Raw genomic sequence first — 18,939 nt, 5'->3', positions numbered from 1 at the left:
AAAACATTAAAGCAAGAATGTGAAGCGTAATTATGTATAAGTCAGTTGAAACCTTGCTGGTAGAAATTCCAACCATTCGCCCTCACAAGATGGCAGTGGCGACGATGCAAACCCAGACCCTGGTATTGGTCAAAATCACCACTGAAGATGGTTACATCGGTTGGGGTGAAGCAACAACTATCGGTGGCTTAGGTTATGGTGATGAAAGCCCGGAAAGCGTAAAAGTTAATATTGAAACTTATTTTGCGCCTCTTTTAAAAACATTATCCGGTTTAAATGTTGCACAGACATTACAAGCAATCAAAAAGAATATTAATGGTAACCGTTTTGCCAAATGTGCGATTCAGACTGCACTTTTAGACATTCAGGCACAACGTTTAGGTTTGCCATTAAGCGAAGTCCTCGGTGGCCGCTTACGTGACAGTATTCCAGTTCTTTGGGTATTGGCTTCTGGCAATACCGAAAAAGATATTGCGGAAGCAGAGAAAATGGTTGCGGCAAAACGTCACAACATTTTCAAACTCAAAATCGGTTCGCGTCCGGTAGAAGAAGATGTTGAACATGTGTTGGCAATTAAGAAAGCCTTAGGCAAAGACGTTTCAATCCGTGTGGATGTGAACCGTGCCTGGTCAGAACTGGAAGCGATTAAAGGCATTCAGTTATTGCAAGATGGCGGTGTTGATCTGATTGAACAGCCATGTGCAATTGATAACCTGGATGCCATGCGCCGTCTGACCCGACGTTTTGATGTTGCCATCATGGCAGACGAATCGTTAATGGGCCCGCACTCGGCGTATGAGATTGCCAAACAAAACGGTTCCTCTGTTTTTGCAGTCAAAGTTGCCCAGTCAGGTGGCCTGATTGAAGGTTGTGAAGTGGGCAAGATTGCCAGACTGGCCGGTATTGACCTGTACGGCGGCACGATGCTGGAAGGTCCGGTCGGCACGATCGCATCAGCACATGTATTTTCAACCTTTGAAACGCTCGCCTTTGGTACTGAACTGTTTGGTCCTTTGCTGCTGACTGAAGATATTTTGAAAACCCCACTCAACTATCAAAACTTTGAACTTGAGATTCCGAAAGGGCCAGGTCTGGGAATTGAGTTGGATGAAAACAAGATTGACAACTTGCGTCGTCAGTAATCAGGAGAAACCCATGCTTTTCCACGTACGTATGGATGTAAACATTCCACGTGACCTGCCTGTTGAACAGATAAATGAAATTAAGGCTGTAGAAAAAGCCTATTCGCAGGAATTACAGCGTCAGGGCAAATGGCGTCATATCTGGCGCATTACAGGCCAATACTCAAACATCAGTATTTTTGATGTCGAAAGCAATGAAGAGCTGCACAACCTGTTACAGGGCTTGCCTCTCTATCCTTATATGAATATTGACGTAATGGCCTTAAATCGTCATCCATCTTCAGTTCGAGATGACGACAGTTGAATTGAATAAGCGGATCGGGAATCACCGGATTCCCCTTCCAAATCGAAAACAGAGGGTACCTCAACAAGGATTGTGGCCAGCCAGATTTAGCCAGCCAATGAAAGCTAAAAAGCGCACCACGAAAAGATGAAAAACATACTTTAGGAGCAATAGTATGAATCGCCAAGAAATTGATGCATTAGTTAAGAAAATGAACGTTGATACAGCAACCGGCCCTGTAGATGAGCGTGTACAACAAATCGTTGTGCGCTTGCTGGGTGACCTTTTCCAAGCGATCGAAGATCTTGATATCTCTCAGACAGAACTGTGGAAAGGCCTGGAATACTTTACTGATGCCGGTCAAGCCAACGAATTGGGTTTATTGGCTGCAGGTTTGGGTCTGGAGCATTACCTAGACTTACGTGCTGATGAAGCAGATGCTAAAGCAGGTATTACTGGCGGTACGCCACGTACGATTGAAGGTCCACTTTATGTCGCTGGCGCACCTGAATCGGTAAGCTTTGCGCGTATGGATGATGGTTCTGAAGAAGGCAAAATCCCGACTTTAATCATTGAAGGTACAGTGACTGACACTGACGGCAATCGTGTTGAAGGTGCCAAAGTTGAAATCTGGCATGCAAACAGCCTGGGCAACTATTCCTTCTTTGACAAGTCACAGTCTGACTTTAACTTGCGTCGCAGCATCATTACTGCTACCGATGGTCAATATACTGCATTAACGACAATGCCAGTGGGTTATGGCTGCCCACCAGAAGGTACAACCCAGTTTGTACTGGACAAATTAGGCCGTCACGGTAACCGTCCATCACACGTGCATTACTTCGTATCTGCACCGGGTTACCGCAAGCTGACTACTCAATTCAATATTGAAGGCGACCAATACCTGTGGGATGACTTTGCATTCGCTACTCGTGAAGGCTTGGTTGCAACTGCGGTTGACGTGACTGATGAAGCTGAAATTGCAAAACGTGGTCTGAAAGGTCCTTTCAAACACATTCAATTTGATATTGAACTTGTGAAAGAGAAACAAGACGCACCTTCTACTGAAGTTGATCGTCGCCGCGCTAGCGCTTAATACATTAAGAAGCGGGATATGCCTTGAGATATATCCCGCTGACTTCCCCCTTGGAAAGTCGGAGAAAGGACATGCCTCGTATTCCCGTAATTAACACCAGCCATTTAGACCGCATTGACGAATTACTGGTTGATGATTATGAATCTGGTGAATTTAAACTACACCGTTCAGTATTTACAGACCAGGCCCTGTTTGACCTTGAGATGAAATACATCTTTGAAGGCAACTGGGTTTATCTAGCACATGAAAGCCAGATTCCAAACAATAACGACTTCTATACTACTTATATTGGTCGTCAGCCGATCATCATTGCACGTAACCGTCAAGGTGAACTGAATGCCATGATCAATGCCTGTTCGCATCGCGGTGCACAATTGTGCCGTAACAAGAAAGGCAATAAAGCAACTTATACTTGCCCTTTCCATGGCTGGACGTTTAATAACTCAGGTAAGTTATTAAAAGTTAAAGATCCGGCTGAAGCGGGCTATTCAGACTGCTTTAACAAAGATGGCTCACATGACCTGAAAAAGGTTGCCCGTTTTGAAAACTATAAAGGTTTCCTGTTCGGCAGCTTGAATCCGGATGTTCCTTCTCTGGAAGAATACCTGGGCGAAGCGACCAAAATCATTGACATGATCGTGGATCAGTCTGAACAAGGTCTGGAAGTCTTACGTGGTGCTTCGACTTATACCTATGAAGGTAACTGGAAGTTAACTGCTGAAAACGGTGCTGATGGTTATCATGTATCTGCTGTACACTGGAACTATGCTGCAACCACTCAGCAACGTAAAGAAAAACAAGCGGGTGATAATGTTCGCGCAATGAGTGCCGGATCTTGGGGCAAACAAGGTGGCGGTTCTTACGGTTTCGAAAATGGCCACATGCTGCTTTGGACTCAATGGGGCAATCCTGAAGACCGTCCTAACTTTGCCAAGAAAGATGAATACACCGAGCAATATGGCGAAGCCATGGCGAAATGGATGATCGAACGTTCACGTAACCTGTGTATCTATCCAAACGTTTACTTCATGGATCAGTTCGGTTCACAAATTCGTGTACTGCGCCCGATTTCTGTCGATAAGACTGAAGTGACGATCTACTGTATCGCGCCTGTCGGTGAAGAGCCTGAAGCACGTACCCGTCGTATCCGTCAGTATGAAGATTTCTTTAACGCTTCAGGTATGGCGACACCAGACGATCTTGAAGAATTCCGTGCTTGTCAGGCAGGTTATGCCGGTATCGCGCTGGAATGGAACGACATGTGCCGTGGTTCTAAACACTGGATTCAAGGTCCGGATGATGCTGCCAATGAAATCGGTTTAAAACCAAAACTGTCTGGTATTAAAACTGAAGATGAAGGTCTATACCTGTCTCAGCACCAGTACTGGTTAGAATTGATCAAAAAAGGTATTGCGACCGAGAAAGAAATTGCAGCATCAACTGAAGGAGAAAACGCATGAGCGACATCACTTTAGAAAATATTGCTCAGTTCCTGTATCAAGAAGCCCGCTTTTTAGATGATGAACAATGGGATGACTGGTTAACTTGTTATGCCCCTACTGCGTCTTTCTGGATGCCAGCTTGGGATGATGATGACAAGCTGACCACAGATCCACAGTCTGAAATCTCGTTGATTTACTACCCGGATCGTCAAGGACTGGAAGACCGTGTGTTCCGTATCAAGACTGAACGTTCGTCTGCAACCATGCCGGACACACGTACCTGCCATAACCTCAGCAATATTGAAATTGTAGAACGTGATGGCGACAAAGTGACTGTACGTTTTAACTGGAATACTCTGAGCTTCCGTTACAAAACAAGTTACAGCTACTTCGGTATGTCTCGTTATGAAATCGATTTCTCAGGCGATAAACCGCAAATTTTAAGCAAATACGTGGTACTGAAAAACGATTACATCAACCAGGTTATCGACATTTATCACCTCTAAGACTGTTTATACAGCTAGGTTATGCCTTTCGGTCAGATGGAAAATTGGCTGAAAGGCTCAGTTACAAAGATTTATATAGGATATTCAGCCATGTCAAACCACAATGTTGCACTTCAATTTGAAGATGGCGTTACACGTTTTATTTCTGTTTCAGATGGTGAAACACTGTCAGATGCAGCCTACCGTCAAAAGATCAATATTCCTTTGGACTGCCGTGATGGTGCTTGTGGAACGTGTCGTGCGTTTTGTGAATCAGGTTCTTATGACATGCCTGAAGAAACTTATATTGAAGATGCTTTAACTCCTGAAGAAGCCGCTGAAGGCTTTATTCTGGCTTGCCAATGTAAACCGACTTCAGATGCAGTGTTCCAGATTCAGGCCTCTTCAGAAGTTTGCAAAACTGAAATTCATGAATTCCAGGGTACGCTGGCTCGTGTCGAAAACCTGTCTGATTCGACTATTACTTTTGACATCCAGTTAGATGAAGGTCAACCGGACATTCACTTCCTTGCTGGTCAATATGTCAATGTCGGTATTCCGGGCACGACTGAAACCCGTTCATATTCATTCAGCTCAAAACCGAGTGACCGTTTGACCGGTTTCGTAGTACGTAACGTACCGAACGGCAAAATGAGTGAATTCTTAAGTAAAAATGCCAAAGCTGGCGACAAGATGACTTTTACCGGTCCATTTGGTAGCTTCTACCTGCGCCCTGTGACCCGTCCTGTCTTGATGCTGGCTAGTGGTACAGGTATTGCACCATTCATGTCGATGCTGCAAGTGCTGGAAGAAAAAAATTCAGAACATCCAGTGCGTTTAGTATTTGGTGTGACCAATGATTTCGACTTGGTAGCGATTGAAAAACTGAACGAACTGCAAGAAAAATTCCCGTGGTTCGAATACCGTACAGTGGTTGCTAACCCTGAATCTGCCCATGAGCGTAAAGGTTATGTAACCGGTCATATCGAAAACGAATGGCTAAATGGTGGTGATGTAGATGTCTACCTGTGTGGCCCTGTACCAATGGTAGAAGCAGTTCGCGGCTGGCTAGATGCTGAAGGCGTAAAACCTGCAAGCTTCCTGTTTGAAAAATTCTCTGCCAACTAATAGAGGGAATTTGTTCAATGTCTTATCGTCAAAGATTTGAAAATAAAGTCGTAATCGTGACCGGTGCCGCTCAAGGCATTGGTCGCGGTGTCGCGCTGCAAGTGGCGAACGAAGGCGCTCAAGTCGTCATGGCTGACCTTTCCCCTTATGTGGAAGAAGTTCTGGCTGAAATTGAAGCGACTGGCGGTGATGCGATTACCGTCAAAGCCAATCTGGAAACATTTGCTGGTGCTCAATCAGTCGTTGAAAAAGCTCTTGAGACTTATGGCCGTGTCGATGTGCTCATCAACAACGTCGGTGGCGCGATCTGGATGAAACCTTTCGAGGAGTTTTCTGAAGAGGAAATTATCAAGGAAGTGAACCGTTCATTGTTCCCGACGCTGTGGTGCTGCCGTGCAGTACTTCCGGAAATGATTAAAAATCAGAAAGGTACTATTGTAAACGTATCTTCTATTGCGACACGCGGGATTAACCGTGTGCCATATTCAGCATCTAAAGGTGGTGTGAACGGCCTGACCGCTTCCCTTGCCTTTGAACATGCCAAAGATGGTATTCGCGTTAACGCAGTGGCAACGGGTGGCACTGAAGCACCACCACGTAAAGTACCGCGCAATGCTAATCCACTAACTGAATCTGAAAAGGAATGGATGCAGCAAGTGGTTGATCAGACCATTGACCGTACTTTCATGGGACGCTACGGTACGATTCAGGAGCAAGTGAATGCGATTGTATTCCTGGCTTCCGATGAATCATCTTATATGACAGGTACCGTGGTACCAGTCGGTGGTGGTGATCAAGGCTAGTCCTGATCATCACGATTTTTAACAGGCTCATGGTTCGACGCAAGGAGGCACATCACCAATGAATACCCTGTTTCAGACATTAAAAAATGATTGGTCAATTTCAGCAACTGTTGCAGGATTCTTAGCAGTGCTGATTTCCTATTCAGGGCCACTGATCATTTTTTTCCAGGCGGCGCAGCAAGCCCAGGTTTCCCCGGACATGATGATTTCATGGATTTGGGGAATTTCTATTGGTGCCGCACTCGCAGGTATCTTTTTATCGATTAAATACAAAATACCTGTCGTTACCGCCTGGTCTGCACCCGGAACAGCTTTATTAGTCACGCTGTTTCCCGATATCTCGCTCAATGAAGCGGTTGCTGCCTATATCACCTCTGCCGTGGTGATTTTTTTCATTGGGATTACCGGTTATTTCGACAAATTGCTGTCCTGGATTCCCCAGGAAGTCGCTGCCGGAATGATGGCGGGGATTTTACTGCAGTTTGGTTTAGGGTTGTTTACCGCGACCGATACCATGCCGTATATCGTCTTTGGCATGCTGGCGGTATTTTTGCTGGCCAAGCGTTTTAGTCCACGCTATGCCATGGTCTGGGTGCTGATTGCCGGTGTGGTTTTAAGCATGCTGCTGGGCAAGATTAACCCGGTCACGGCAGATTTCAGTCTGGCGATTCCGCAATTTATTGCACCGGAATGGACCTGGAGTTCAACCCTGAATCTGGCCCTCCCGCTCATTCTGGTCAGCCTATCGGGCCAGTTTTTACCGGGAATGGCGATTATCAAACTCAGTGGTTATGACATGCCAGCCAAGCCGATTATCAGTGCAACCAGTATTGCCTCGCTTGCAGTGGCCTGTGTGGGGGGTATCACGATTGTCTTGGCCTCAATCACAGCTGCTTTGTGTTTAGGCAAAGACGCGCACGAGCTGAAAGAAAAGCGTTATATCGCCGGCGTGGCGAATGGGCTTTTTTATATTTTAGGCGGCTTATTTGCCGGCAGCATTGTCATGCTGTTTAGCCTAATGCCCAAAGAATTAATTGCGGCTTTGGCAGGACTGGCATTGCTCGGTGCGATTGCCACCAACATTTCCGTGGCCATGGGCAAAGAGTCACAACGTGATGCAGCGCTTATCACCTTTTTAGCGACTGCTTCCGGCATGCATTTCTTGGGACTGAGTTCAGTCTTTTGGGGAATTTGCATTGGCCTGGTAGCACATTTTCTGCTGTCACAGAAAAACCGTAACGCAGTTCCGGTTACAGCATCAGATTCAAAACGAGTTTAAAGACATCCATCAGTTTAGGATATGTAAGGACCAGATTATGATAGATAAAAGTTCATTATCATTGAAAGAAGCACTCTCCCAGATCAAGGACGGTTCTACCATTATGATCGGTGGTTTCGGTACAGCGGGTCAGCCTGCTGAACTGATTGATGGTCTGATCGAATTGGGTATTAAAGACCTGATTATTGTCAACAACAATGCCGGTAATGGCGATTATGGTCTGGCAAAACTGCTTAAAGCTGGCGCTGTTCGTAAAATCATTTGCTCTTTCCCACGCCAGTCTGATTCCTGGGTCTTTGACGAACTTTATCGTGCTGGAAAAATTGAGCTGGAACTGGTGCCGCAAGGTAATCTGGCTTGCCGTATTCAGGCAGCAGGTATGGGCTTAGGTCCAATCTATACCCCAACCGGTTTTGGTACCTTGCTGGCTGAAGGCAAACCAACCTTGAACTATGAAGGCAAAGATTTTGTCCTGGAAAATCCGATTAAAGCTGACTTTGCTTTAATTAAAGCTTCTAAAGGCGATCGTTGGGGCAATCTGGTCTACCGTAAATCTGCGCGTAACTTTGGCCCGATCATGGCGATGGCGGCTGATGTGACGATTGCTCAAGTTTCTGAAGTGGTTGAACTGGGTGCACTGGATCCGGAACACATCATCACCCCGGGAATTTTTGTTCAACACGTTGTTCAAGTTAAACCTGCACAATAATTGGCATCGGAGATAAATAATGAGCTATAGCAAACTGACCCGTGACCAGATCGCTGAACGTGTGGCACAAGACATTCCTGATGGTGCCTATGTAAACCTCGGTATTGGTTTACCGACCAAGATTTCAAGCTACCTGCCAAGCGATAAAGACGTATTCCTGCATTCTGAAAATGGCCTGTTGGCTTTCGGTCCTCCTCCTGCTGAAGAAGACCGCGATCCGGAGTTGATCAATGCTGGTAAAGAATTCGTGACCTTACTCGAAGGTGGTTCTTTCTTCCATCATGGTGACTCTTTCGCGATGATGCGTGGCGGTCACTTAGATATCGCCGTATTGGGCGCGTTCCAGGTCGCTGAAAATGGTGACTTGGCTAACTGGCATACCGGTGCACCAGATGCAATTCCAGCGGTGGGTGGTGCGATGGATCTGGCTGTTGGCGCGAAAAAAGTCTTTATTACCACAGACCATGTGACCAAAAAAGGCGAGCCAAAAATCGTGGCTGAACTTACGTATCCGGCTACTGGCCTGAAATGTGTTGATCGTATTTATACCGACCTTTGCGTGATTGATGTCACATCTGAAGGTATGAAAGTGATTGAGAAAGTTGAAGGTCTGTCATTTGAAGAATTGCAGTCATTAACTGGTGCCAAACTGATTGATGCGACTTAAAACTAATTTATAAATCCTCCCTAAATCCCTCCTTTATTAAAGGAGGGACTTTCACCCTTTAAATTCAGGGAAAAACGCCTCCCTTTAGTAAAGAGAGGTTGGGAGGGATTCAAAGATTTGGAAAGTGAAAACATGAAAAACGCATATATTATCGATGCCATCCGTACCCCATTCGGTCGTTATGCCGGTGGCCTCGCGCCTGTCCGTGCAGATGACTTAGGTGCGCTGCCAATTAAAGCTTTGATGGAACGCAATCCAAGTGTGAACTGGGAACAGGTCGATGACGTGATCTATGGCTGTGCCAACCAGGCCGGTGAAGACAACCGTAACGTCGGTCGCATGTCTTCTCTGCTTGCAGGCCTGCCTTATCAGGTACCAGCAACGACAGTAAACCGTCTATGTGGTTCATCAATGGATGCAATCGCGATGGCAGCACGTGCGATTAAAGCCGGTGAAGCGAATCTGATTATTGCTGGTGGTGTAGAAAGCATGTCGCGTGCCCCATTTGTGATGGGCAAGTCAGAAACAGCGTATGGCCGTAGCCAGAAGATTGAAGACACCACCATGGGCTGGCGTTTTATTAATCCGAAACTGAAAGAAATGTACGGCGTGGAAACCATGCCACAAACTGCTGAAAATCTGGCGGAACAGTTCAACATCAACCGTGAAGACCAGGACAAGTTTGCCCTGACCAGCCAGCAACGTACCGCAGCAGCGCAGGCCAAAGGTTTCTATAAAAATGAAATCATTCCTGTGGTGATTCCGCAGCGTAAAGGCGATCCGGTGGTTGTGGATACCGATGAACATCCACGTGCTTCAACCACAGCAGAAGCTCTGGCAAAACTGAAACCTGTCGTCAAAGCAGACGGTACAGTAACGGCGGGTAATGCTTCTGGTATTAACGATGGTGCGGCTGCTCTTTTAATCGCATCTGATGAAGCAGTTGCTCAACATGGTTTAAAACCACGTGCCAAAATTATTGGCTCAACGGTTGTAGGTGTTGAACCACGTATCATGGGTTTTGGTCCGGCACCTGCCATCAAGAAACTATTGGCGCAAACCGGTCTGACTTTAGAGCAGATGGATGTGATCGAGCTGAACGAAGCCTTTGCAGCACAAGCTTTGGCTTGTACTCGTGACCTTGGCATTGAAGACGGTTCAGAGAAAGTCAATCCAAACGGTGGTGCGATTGCCTTGGGTCATCCACTGGGTGCTTCAGGTGCGCGTCTTGTAACGACTGCACTGAACCAGCTGGAACAAACCGGTGGTCAATATGCTCTATGTTCGATGTGTATTGGTGTCGGTCAAGGCATCGCTTTGATTATTGAACGTGTTTAATTATTAAATGCTCTTTCTTCCCTCCTTTCGTAAAGGAGGGATCGAGGGAGGATTAAGGACTTAAAAAAAATGCCAACATTTACATCTAACGATGCCCAGATCAATTACCAGACCTTTGGTGATGCCAGCAAACCTGCCCTAGTTTTTTCTAACTCACTGGGCACCAAATTCAGCATGTGGCAGCCACAAATTGAATTTTTCCAGCAGGATTATTTTGTTGTGTGTTATGACACCCGTGGTCATGGGGCTTCCTCTGCACCGCAAGGTCCGTATAGCCTTGATCAGCTAGGTCAGGATGTGGTCAATCTGCTGGATCACTTGAACATCCAGAAGGTGTCTTTCTGTGGTATCTCCATGGGTGGTTTGACTGGTCAATGGTTAGCGATTAACAAACCTGAACGTTTTAGCCACGTGATTATCTGCAATACTGCTGCCAAGATTGGTCAGGAACAAGCCTGGCTGGAACGTGCCGCACTGGTGCGTGAACAAGGTCTGGCACCGATTGCCTCGACTGCAGCATCACGCTGGTTTACCGATCCCTTTATCCAGAGCAACGCAGCGACAGTTGCGGAACTTTCAAACGACCTTGGAGCTGGCAGCCCGGAAGGTTATGCAAGTTGCTGCGAAGCTTTGGCTAAGGCGGATTTACGTGAACAGATCAAAACCATTTCTGTGCCGGTACTGATTGTGGCTGGTCAGCAAGACCCGGTGACGACGGTTGCAGATGGTCAAGCCATGCAAGCTGAAATTGCACAAAGCCAGTTGTTTGAAATCAATGCCTCGCACATTTCCAACATCGAGCAACCTGAAGCATTTAATCAGGCAGTTCAGAAATTTATTGCCGCTTAAACAGATGCAAAGAAAAAGCCACTTTTCGAAGTGGCTTTTTTTATCTTCTCAATATTCGTTCAGATTAGGCCCAGATCACTAGAATCGCCGCAATCACCACTAAGCCCAAACCCCAATGCTCGGTACGTGCCAGTTTATCTTTAAAGAAATATGCAGAAATCAGCATACTAAATAGAATCTCAATTTGTCCCAAAGTTTTCACGACCGGCACACTCATCATGCTCATGGCAGTAAACCAGCCGAGTGATGCTATAAAACTGCACACACTCACTTTAAAAGTTAAGCCCAGACGTTGCCACATGGCTTGCAAGGTTTGGCGGCTAAACAGGCTGAGATAGATCAGCATACTGATACACTGAAAACCGATCACTGAGACTAGCACCCATGAAGCACGGTGTATGGTGGGTAGCATCGGTAATTCCAGACTTGCTTCACGCACCAGTAACGAAGTAATGGCGAAACTTAAACCACTGCCAATCCCAATCGCTAAAGTCTTGGTAGACAAGCCTGTCAGCTGACTACCTTTACTTAGCAGGAAAACTGCATAGCCCCCCATCACCACACCCAGCCAGGCCAGCACAGACAAATGATCAGACAGGAAAATTACCCCGATAATAGCCGCCAGAATGGCTTCACTTTTTGCTAGCCCTACGCCAATTGCATAATTTTTCTGTTTAAACAGCTGCACCATCAGGGCAGTTGCCAGAATCTGGCTGATGCCGGCAATCAGGATGTAGAACCAGTATTTCGGGGTGAAATGCACCACACTTTCAACTGGCTTGAAATAATACAGGCTGCTCAGGTACAGCGCAGCAAATGGCAATCCAAAAATAAAGCGTGCCAGGGTGACTCCCCACACATCCACCGTGGTGCTAAGCTGTTTTTGAAAGGCATTACGCCAAGCCTGCATAAATGCAGCCATTAAAGTAAAAAAAATCCAGCTGAATGCCATCTACTGATCGCTATTACTACAAAAGTGAATTAATTCTATGCCTTAACAAAAGGACTGACTAATTAAAAATAGGATGCAGGCCGATAGCAGAAAGTTTGCCTTAATTTGGAAAGATTCCAGCGGAAAAAACAATTTTATTTTTCTCTTAAAAATCCGGATAATCCTTTCGCATCGGGATAAAACGGATTCCATGTTCTTCCGTATATTGTCCTGTTTCCACAAAACCAAAGCGCTTGTAAATATCCAAGGCATAAAGACTGGATTTTACCGTAATAATTGAATGGCCTTGACGGCGGATCCCGCTTTCTAAAAAGTGCCACATTTGCCGGCCATAACCCTGCCCCTGATAGACTTGGTTCAGGAAAAAATGCATGAAGTGTGCAGGTTCCATATAAGCCACGACGCCTATCACCTGATGGTCAATTTCTGCCACAAAATAATGAATGTCCGGACGCTCGAAAATGGTCTGGATCATCTCAGGCTGAAAGCGCTGGCGCCCCTCTTCTGAACTGATCACGGCATCGACAAAGGGCGCAATCGCATCGACAATGGCACGAGTATCCTGAAGATTGGCTTTTCTAATTTTCATGTTTTTTTAAATTTCTCTTTATTAAGTTGTATACATTAAAAAGTTATTTTTATTAAAAGTTAGCTGCTTTAGCTGTTCTTGAATGGGCTTCCCCCAAATTTAAAAACCAGTCGGAATATTCGGTAATATTCTTCAATACGCCTTGTCCGTATTTTAAGACGGCAACTCACTCTATTTAAAAAATCTATTTATATAAAACCTTGTTTAACTACACTTTTTTATTAAAAAAGATTCAATTGATGTTTCATTTAATATCAAGCAGCCTATATTTACAATTCATCCATATAGAATTTTCAATGAAATTTTTATGATGTTTCTTTATCAGGAAGAAATTTAGGTAGGCATTCTGAACCTTTTTTCGTGTTCATCATCGATAAACATTTTAGGTCGTTCGTTTCCCTACAGGGAGTTTAATGAAACATTTTGAATGTGCCGTCTGCAAGCAACAGCTGTTTTTTTACAAATCAGTTTGTGATCACTGTCTGTCACCGATCGGTTATATCGCTTCGGAAAAAGAGCTATGCGCATTCGAAAAACAGAGTGCTGAGCGATGGGTTCCAATCGCCAAAAACTACCAGCATGCCAGTTATAAACCCTGTCACAATTATGTAAATTATCAGGTATGCAACTGGATGATTCCTAGCGATGAAGACGAGGAGTTTTGTGAATCCTGTCAGCTGACTCATGTCATTCCTGATCTGGAAAATTCCGAGAACCTGATTTACTGGTTTCGACTGGAAGAAGCCAAACGCCGTTTTCTGTATTTGGCACAGCGCATGAACATGATGCCACGTCCTAAAAAGTCTGAAGATGATCCATTTGGTCTGCGTTTTGATTTTCTCCTGCCCCAAGAAGACAAGCCTGTTTTAATTGGTCATGCCAATGGTGTCATTACCCTCAATGCCATTGAAGCTGATGTGGTTTATCGTGAAACTACACGTGTGAATATGGGTGAAAACTACCGGACTTTATTGGGTCATTTTCGTCATGAAAGCGGCCATTATTATTTTGCGCTCATGCAACATATGCATCCGGAATTGCTAGATGAATTCCGTCAGTATTTTGGCGATGAGCGGCAAGACTACAGCAAGGCACTTGAACGCCATTATAACGAAGGCGCACCAATCAACTGGCAGGAAAAGTATATCAGTGCTTATGCCACCGCCCATCCCTGGGAAGACTGGGCAGAAACCTGGGCACATTATCTGCATATGATGGAAACACTGGAAACTGCCTACTATGGTGGTATGCGTGTCGAAGGAAATGGCAGCTATCTGGCCAGTATGGATTTTAAAGAATGCCCGATTGGTGGACAGGATTTTGAACATATTCTGGAAAACTGGGTTACCCTGACCTTTAATCTGAATGCCTTAAACCGTTGTATGGGTCTGGAAGATGCCTACCCCTTCAAGCTGAGCGAAGCAGTTAAAGACAAGTTACGATTTATTCACCGGCATGTGCTGGAAAAAGTTTTTAAATAATTTAAAAAGTAATTTTTATAGTAAAAATATAGCTGGAATGGGATCAGCAAAGTCTGAAAATATGGATTTTATTGTGTATTTTAAAAATTAATATGATTTAAAGAATCCCTGCTCCTGGCAAACCAAGAGCAGAAAGTCTCCAATGAATCAGTATTGAGTTTGCTACCTGAATATACGATTTAGGATGTGCTTAAATCAGTTCCACAGCAATCGCAGTCGCTTCACCACCACCGATACATAAGGACGCAATTCCTTTCTTACCACCAGTACGTTTTAAGGCATGAATCAAGGTCACGATAATACGGGAACCAGAAGAACCCAATGGATGACCAAGCGCACAAGCACCGCCATTAATGTTCACTTTTGCTGGATCAAGTTTAAAACCATCAATGGCTAACATAGTCACCATGGCGAACGCTTCGTTGATTTCCCAAAGGTCAACATCCTGAGCATCCCAACCGGTTTTTTTCAGGATTTTTTCAATCGCACCAACAGGTGCAATAGTAAATTCTGACGGATGCTGCGAATGGCTGGCATAGGCCACAATATTAGCTAGCGGTTTTAAGTTGCGCTGTGCAGCAATTTCGCTCGAGGTGATCACCAGTGCTGAAGCACCATCTGAAATTGAACTGGCATTTGCCGCAGTAATGGTGCCGTCTTTTTTGAACGCTGGACGCAAAGTTGGAATTTTGTCAGCCTTGGCATTTAAAGGTTGCTCATCCTGCTCTACTACCACATCACCTTTACGGCTACTGACAGTGACCGGTACGATTTCATCTTTAAAGAAACCTTGCTGAACGGCAGTCACGGCTTTGTTTAATGAACCAATCGCATAGTCATCCTGCTGCTCACGCGTATAGCCTTTTTTATCCGCCATTTCCTGAGCCAAAATTCCCATCGACAGACCTGTTTCAGCATCTTCCAGACCTTCCTGGAACATGTGATCAATGACTTTGCCATGTCCCATGCGGAAACCGGCACGTGCCTTGTCCATCAAATATGGTGCGTTTGACATCGATTCCATACCACCAGCCACCACGATTTCTGCTGAACCGGCCTTGATCACATCTGCTGCCTGCATCACGGCTTTCATACCAGAACCACAAATTTTATTAATGGTGGTCGCACCAGTTGAATCCGGTAGACCTGCCTGACGCATGGCCTGACGTGCCGGACCCTGTTTTAAACCGGCTGGCAGCACGCAGCCCATGATTACTTCATCAATATCCTTGGCCGACAGACCTGCACGTGCCACCACTTCTTTAATTGCCACAGCACCCAAATCTGGCGCGCTACAGCTTGACAATGAACCTTGAAAACCGCCCATCGCGGTACGTACTGCATCTACAATTACGATCATTTTAGTTTCATCCTTTTTCATCATTGTTATCAACTCTACATAGCCAAAGCGCTGTAGGGCTGGTCCTTCGCAATCATTGCGGGTTAAGCCTGTGCGGTAAAATAGTCTTCAGGCAACTGCATGACCAGTTCCGCACCGGCCTGAATACGCTGGATTCGTGCACTCAAATCCGGAAGTACTTTAGCCACATAGTAATTGCCCAGTACCAGTTTATTCTGGAAGTAGCTGTCGTCTTTGGCTGCAGCGGCTTTGCTAATTCGCGCATACATATAGACAAAACTGAGCAGACCAATCGCATGTAAATAATCGACAGCAATCGAATTAGCAAAATCAGGATTCAGTTTAGACTGCTCGACGATGAATCTGGTGATGTCTTCAAGTTGCTGACAGGTCTCTAATGTCGCCGTTTTAATCGTCAATGAATCATCCAAGCTTTGTGCAAATTCACGGATTTCAGCAATATATTCCGCGATATAAGCACCATTACATTTGGTGGTTTTACGCCCAATCAGGTCAATCGCCTGTACGCCATTGGTGCCTTCATAAATCTGTGAAATACGCAGGTCACGAATACACTGTTCCATGCCCCATTCACGGATATAACCATGACCACCGAAGCACATTTGTGCTTCCAGTGCAGAATCTAGTGCCTTGTCGGTTAAGTAAGCTTTGGCGATTGGCGTCAACAAGGCCACACGGTCAGTCGCTTTACGTACCGCCTCAGGATCGGTCGAGTATTTGGTAATATCTAACTGTTGACCCACATACACTGCAAAAGCACGCGAGGCTTCATTGTTAGCACGTATATTGAGCAGCATACGGCGTACATCGCCATGAACCAGAATTGAATCAGCTGGTTTTTCTGGAGATTTTGCACCAGTTGATGCACGGCCCTGTAAACGATCCGTCGCATATTGTGCTGCATTCTGGTAGGCAAATTCTGCTGCACCAATGCCCTGAATTCCCATAGATAAACGTTCATAGTTCATCATTACGAACATGCCGGCCAGACCTTCATTTTCATTACCGACCATATAGCCTTTGGCGCCGTCAAAGTTCATGACGCAGGTCGCCGAGCCTTTAATTCCCATTTTATGTTCGATTGAACCGGCAGATACTGCATTACGTTCACCCAGTGATCCATCTGCATTGACCAGAAATTTCGGCACAATAAATAATGAAATACCACGTGAACCTGCTGGTGCATTCGGAGTTTTTGCCAAAACCAGGTGAATGATATTGTCACTCAGATCATGCTCACCGCTGGTAATAAAAATTTTGGTGCCGGTAATATTGTACGAACCATCTTCATTCGGTTCAGCTTTGGTCTTGATAATGCCAAGATCGGTACCGGAATGTGGTTCAGTCAGACACATGGTGCCCGACCATTCACCCGTATAGAATTTTGGTAAATAGGTTTCTTTCTGTTCCTGTGAGGCGCGGTCATTGATCGCCATACCTGCACCCACAGTGAGTAGTGGATAAAGCATAAAAGATGGGTTGGTGCTCCAGATCATTTCATCCGCCAGAACCGTGAGCATCTTCGGCATGTTTTGCCCGCCCCATTCTTCAGGAGCACCCAAGCCTACCCAGCCACCTTCGGCAAACTGTCTGAACGCTTCTTTAAAACCTTTGGGTGTCGTCACCACACCATTGTTAAACTGAGCACCACCTTCTTCATCAGCAGGACGATTCAGGTCAAGAATGACATTTTTGGAAAATTTGGCCATCTCTTCCAGAATTGCATTTGCCGTCGCCATATCTAAATGTGCAAGATTTTCATTACCTTGCCAAAATTGTTCAGCTTGGAATACATCATTTAAAATAAATTCCATGTCTTTTAGCGGCGCATTATAAATCGGCATTTTTAAATTCCTTAAAGGGTGATACTCAATCCTGTTGCCAAATATTTTCTAATTTTCATTAGAATCCAAGCGGGCGATTTTAAAATCGTGATATCCAATTCTTGCAGTATTAAATCTATATCTAGATTCATAAAGTTGCCTTGACAATCACGTCTTCATGTTCAGTATAAGTGACTGAATATGCCAGCTTAATATTGATCTACTTTCCGTACTAAACCCGGATAAATATGGGCTTAAAACAGTCGAAGGATTTAGCTTCGTGCGCTGAAACAATAAAATAATTATACTGAAAATGGAATTTTATTTAGCAAAGTTGATCTCTAGGGTTCAGTTTTCTTGACAATATTTCTGGCTGCTCAGCATCGCTATTTTTATTTGTCAGCAGTTGCTGCATAAATATACAAAATGAGATAAATATCACGACCTTAGTTTTATAGCCATCGCGTGCAAAATTGCATATTCTTGAAAGGTTCTTTTTCGAAAAGTATGGACCAAGAAGATGACGACTGTAAGACAGCAGAACTTCCTTCTTCGTAAAGAGAAGATCCTCAGCATGGCGGAAAGCCTGCTACTGGATAATAATCAGGACATTACCCTGAGTGAGCTGGCCAGTGAACTGGACATCGCAAAAGGAACCATCTACAAACATTTTAAAAGCAAGAACCAGTTATATTTAGAACTGATTATTCTGAATGAAAAAAGAATTCTAGAAATATCAAAAAAGCATAATAACGATATTAAAAATTATGTTTCACAATATATGCTCTATCACATGCTCAATTCAAACCGAACCATCCTGTTGCATGTCATTGAAGAGCGTTTAACCAATAACGAAAAAAATCTGAAAGAGTTATTTCAGGAGCTTTATCGTATTCGTGAAGAACGGATTATCCGGATTAAAGACATCACCCATGATTATCTGGTGGCTTTAGAAAGTGCCATGTCGATTCGCGATTATTTATCTTATATCTGGACAGTCACCTATGGCGCTTCGCTGTTATTAAATTCGACCAATTACCAAAAAGCAATTGGGTCACGTGAACGTTTAATTAAACTTTATATTAATCAGGCACTCATGACGCCAGATAAAATCTCATCGGTATAATCACTATAATAAAAAAATGCCTGATTCGATCAGGCATTTTTTTATTTGGTTGTATGAGTTCATAAGATCACTTTCGCGATCTAACTCAACAATGATCAGGCAGCCACAGGTGGAAAACCATCTTCGGTTAAAGCTGCAACAATCTCAGATTCACTGGCTGTCGATTCAACTTCAACCAGTTTAGTGGCCACATCAATATTCACAGTGGCATTTTCATCCAGATCTTTAATCGTAGCCGTGACACTGCGCGCGCAGCCACCACAGGTCATGTTTTCAATACGGAATTTCATGTTTAGCTCCATAGGATCGGTTTAAAGTTTATCTGATTCGGCAGACTATATTTAATCTGAGCTGAACTGCAGATCA

General features: G+C 44.7%; 19 protein-coding genes. 14 read left to right on the top strand and 5 right to left on the bottom strand.

The features are described from left to right. Nucleotides 1-32: 32 nt before the first annotated feature. The 12 genes from F890_RS07835 to pcaD all read left to right on the top strand — a co-directional run bounded on the left by F890_RS07835 (nt 33) and on the right by pcaD (nt 11,221). Complete coding sequence (locus tag F890_RS07835; RefSeq protein ID WP_005266332.1) at nt 33-1,142, top strand: muconate/chloromuconate family cycloisomerase; 1,110 nt, start codon at nt 33-35, stop codon at nt 1,140-1,142. Between the two features lie 13 nt (nt 1,143-1,155). Beyond that, a complete protein-coding gene (gene catC, locus F890_RS07830; protein WP_005266331.1) occupies nt 1,156-1,446 on the top strand; it encodes a muconolactone Delta-isomerase in 291 nt (96 codons plus the stop codon). A gap of 154 nt (nt 1,447-1,600) precedes the next feature. Beyond that, on the top strand, nt 1,601-2,521 hold the full coding sequence (gene catA, locus F890_RS07825; protein ID WP_005266330.1) for a catechol 1,2-dioxygenase: 921 nt from the start codon (nt 1,601-1,603) through the stop codon (nt 2,519-2,521). A gap of 71 nt (nt 2,522-2,592) precedes the next feature. Continuing rightward, nucleotides 2,593-3,981, top strand: a complete 1,389-nt coding sequence (gene benA / locus F890_RS07820; RefSeq protein ID WP_005266329.1) for a benzoate 1,2-dioxygenase large subunit — start codon at nt 2,593-2,595, stop codon at nt 3,979-3,981. Further along, on the top strand, nt 3,978-4,469 hold the full coding sequence (gene benB, locus F890_RS07815; protein ID WP_005096959.1) for a benzoate 1,2-dioxygenase small subunit: 492 nt from the start codon (nt 3,978-3,980) through the stop codon (nt 4,467-4,469). Before benA ends, benB begins: the two co-directional genes overlap by 4 nt. A 90-nt stretch (nt 4,470-4,559) precedes the next feature. Next, nucleotides 4,560-5,576, top strand: coding sequence for a benzoate 1,2-dioxygenase electron transfer component BenC (gene benC, locus F890_RS07810; protein WP_005266328.1), 1,017 nt, complete (start codon nt 4,560-4,562; stop codon nt 5,574-5,576). A gap of 17 nt (nt 5,577-5,593) precedes the next feature. Beyond that, nucleotides 5,594-6,379: a benzoate diol dehydrogenase BenD gene (benD, locus tag F890_RS07805; protein WP_005266327.1), complete on the top strand. Its 786-nt coding sequence runs from the start codon at nt 5,594-5,596 to the stop codon at nt 6,377-6,379. A 58-nt stretch (nt 6,380-6,437) separates the two neighbouring features. Further along, complete coding sequence (gene benE / locus F890_RS07800; RefSeq protein WP_004731109.1) at nt 6,438-7,658, top strand: benzoate/H(+) symporter BenE; 1,221 nt, start codon at nt 6,438-6,440, stop codon at nt 7,656-7,658. Between the two features lie 37 nt (nt 7,659-7,695). Then, the gene (locus F890_RS07795) at nt 7,696-8,367 is read left to right on the top strand and encodes a 3-oxoacid CoA-transferase subunit A (RefSeq protein WP_004647044.1); all 672 of its coding nucleotides are present in this window, start codon (nt 7,696-7,698) and stop codon (nt 8,365-8,367) included. A 19-nt stretch (nt 8,368-8,386) separates the two neighbouring features. Next, on the top strand, nt 8,387-9,034 hold the full coding sequence (locus F890_RS07790; protein WP_005266326.1) for a 3-oxoacid CoA-transferase subunit B: 648 nt from the start codon (nt 8,387-8,389) through the stop codon (nt 9,032-9,034). 132 nt (nt 9,035-9,166) lie between these two features. Next, nucleotides 9,167-10,372, top strand: coding sequence for a 3-oxoadipyl-CoA thiolase (pcaF, locus tag F890_RS07785; RefSeq protein WP_005266324.1), 1,206 nt, complete (start codon nt 9,167-9,169; stop codon nt 10,370-10,372). 69 nt (nt 10,373-10,441) lie between these two features. Continuing rightward, nucleotides 10,442-11,221: a 3-oxoadipate enol-lactonase gene (gene pcaD / locus F890_RS07780; RefSeq protein WP_005266322.1), complete on the top strand. Its 780-nt coding sequence runs from the start codon at nt 10,442-10,444 to the stop codon at nt 11,219-11,221. 64 nt (nt 11,222-11,285) lie between these two features. Here the strand turns inward: pcaD and F890_RS07775 are convergent, their stop codons facing one another. Together F890_RS07775 and F890_RS07770 are read right to left on the bottom strand one after the other, a co-directional pair. Next, nucleotides 11,286-12,173, bottom strand: coding sequence for an EamA family transporter (locus tag F890_RS07775; protein ID WP_005266320.1), 888 nt, complete (start codon nt 12,171-12,173; stop codon nt 11,286-11,288). A gap of 145 nt (nt 12,174-12,318) precedes the next feature. Then, the gene (locus F890_RS07770; protein WP_005266319.1) at nt 12,319-12,762 is read right to left on the bottom strand and encodes a GNAT family N-acetyltransferase; all 444 of its coding nucleotides are present in this window, start codon (nt 12,760-12,762) and stop codon (nt 12,319-12,321) included. 413 nt (nt 12,763-13,175) lie between these two features. Here F890_RS07770 and F890_RS07765 point away from each other — a divergent pair, with 413 nt between their 5' ends. Further along, nucleotides 13,176-14,243 (top strand): zinc-binding metallopeptidase family protein, encoded by a 1,068-nt coding sequence (locus F890_RS07765; protein WP_004731123.1) that lies wholly within the window; start codon nt 13,176-13,178, stop codon nt 14,241-14,243. Nucleotides 14,244-14,433: 190 nt separating this feature from the next. Here F890_RS07765 and F890_RS07760 read toward each other — a convergent pair whose 3' ends face one another. Then, entirely contained in the window at nt 14,434-15,603 is a 1,170-nt protein-coding gene (locus F890_RS07760) for a thiolase family protein (protein ID WP_005266318.1), read from the bottom strand. An 83-nt stretch (nt 15,604-15,686) separates the two neighbouring features. Beyond that, the gene (locus F890_RS07755; protein WP_005266317.1) at nt 15,687-17,468 is read right to left on the bottom strand and encodes an acyl-CoA dehydrogenase C-terminal domain-containing protein; all 1,782 of its coding nucleotides are present in this window, start codon (nt 17,466-17,468) and stop codon (nt 15,687-15,689) included. Nucleotides 17,469-17,967: 499 nt separating this feature from the next. On the opposite strand from F890_RS07755, the gene F890_RS07750 reads away from it, so the two are divergent. Continuing rightward, nucleotides 17,968-18,573 carry a TetR/AcrR family transcriptional regulator gene (locus F890_RS07750; protein WP_004280405.1) on the top strand — a complete coding sequence of 202 codons (606 nt, stop codon included), beginning with the start codon at nt 17,968-17,970 and terminating at the stop codon, nt 18,571-18,573. A 95-nt stretch (nt 18,574-18,668) separates the two neighbouring features. On the opposite strand, the gene F890_RS07745 is transcribed toward F890_RS07750, so the two are convergent. Beyond that, nucleotides 18,669-18,863 carry a heavy-metal-associated domain-containing protein gene (locus F890_RS07745; protein ID WP_004731127.1) on the bottom strand — a complete coding sequence of 65 codons (195 nt, stop codon included), beginning with the start codon at nt 18,861-18,863 and terminating at the stop codon, nt 18,669-18,671. Nucleotides 18,864-18,939: the final 76 nt, after the last annotated feature.

The organism is Acinetobacter sp. CIP 64.7 (assembly GCF_000369745.1).
In the GTDB taxonomy this organism is placed as follows: Bacteria; Pseudomonadota; Gammaproteobacteria; order Pseudomonadales; family Moraxellaceae; genus Acinetobacter; species Acinetobacter fasciculus.
The sequence above is the reverse complement of the archived record's forward strand: the minus strand, read 5'-3'. Positions and strand labels throughout refer to the sequence as shown.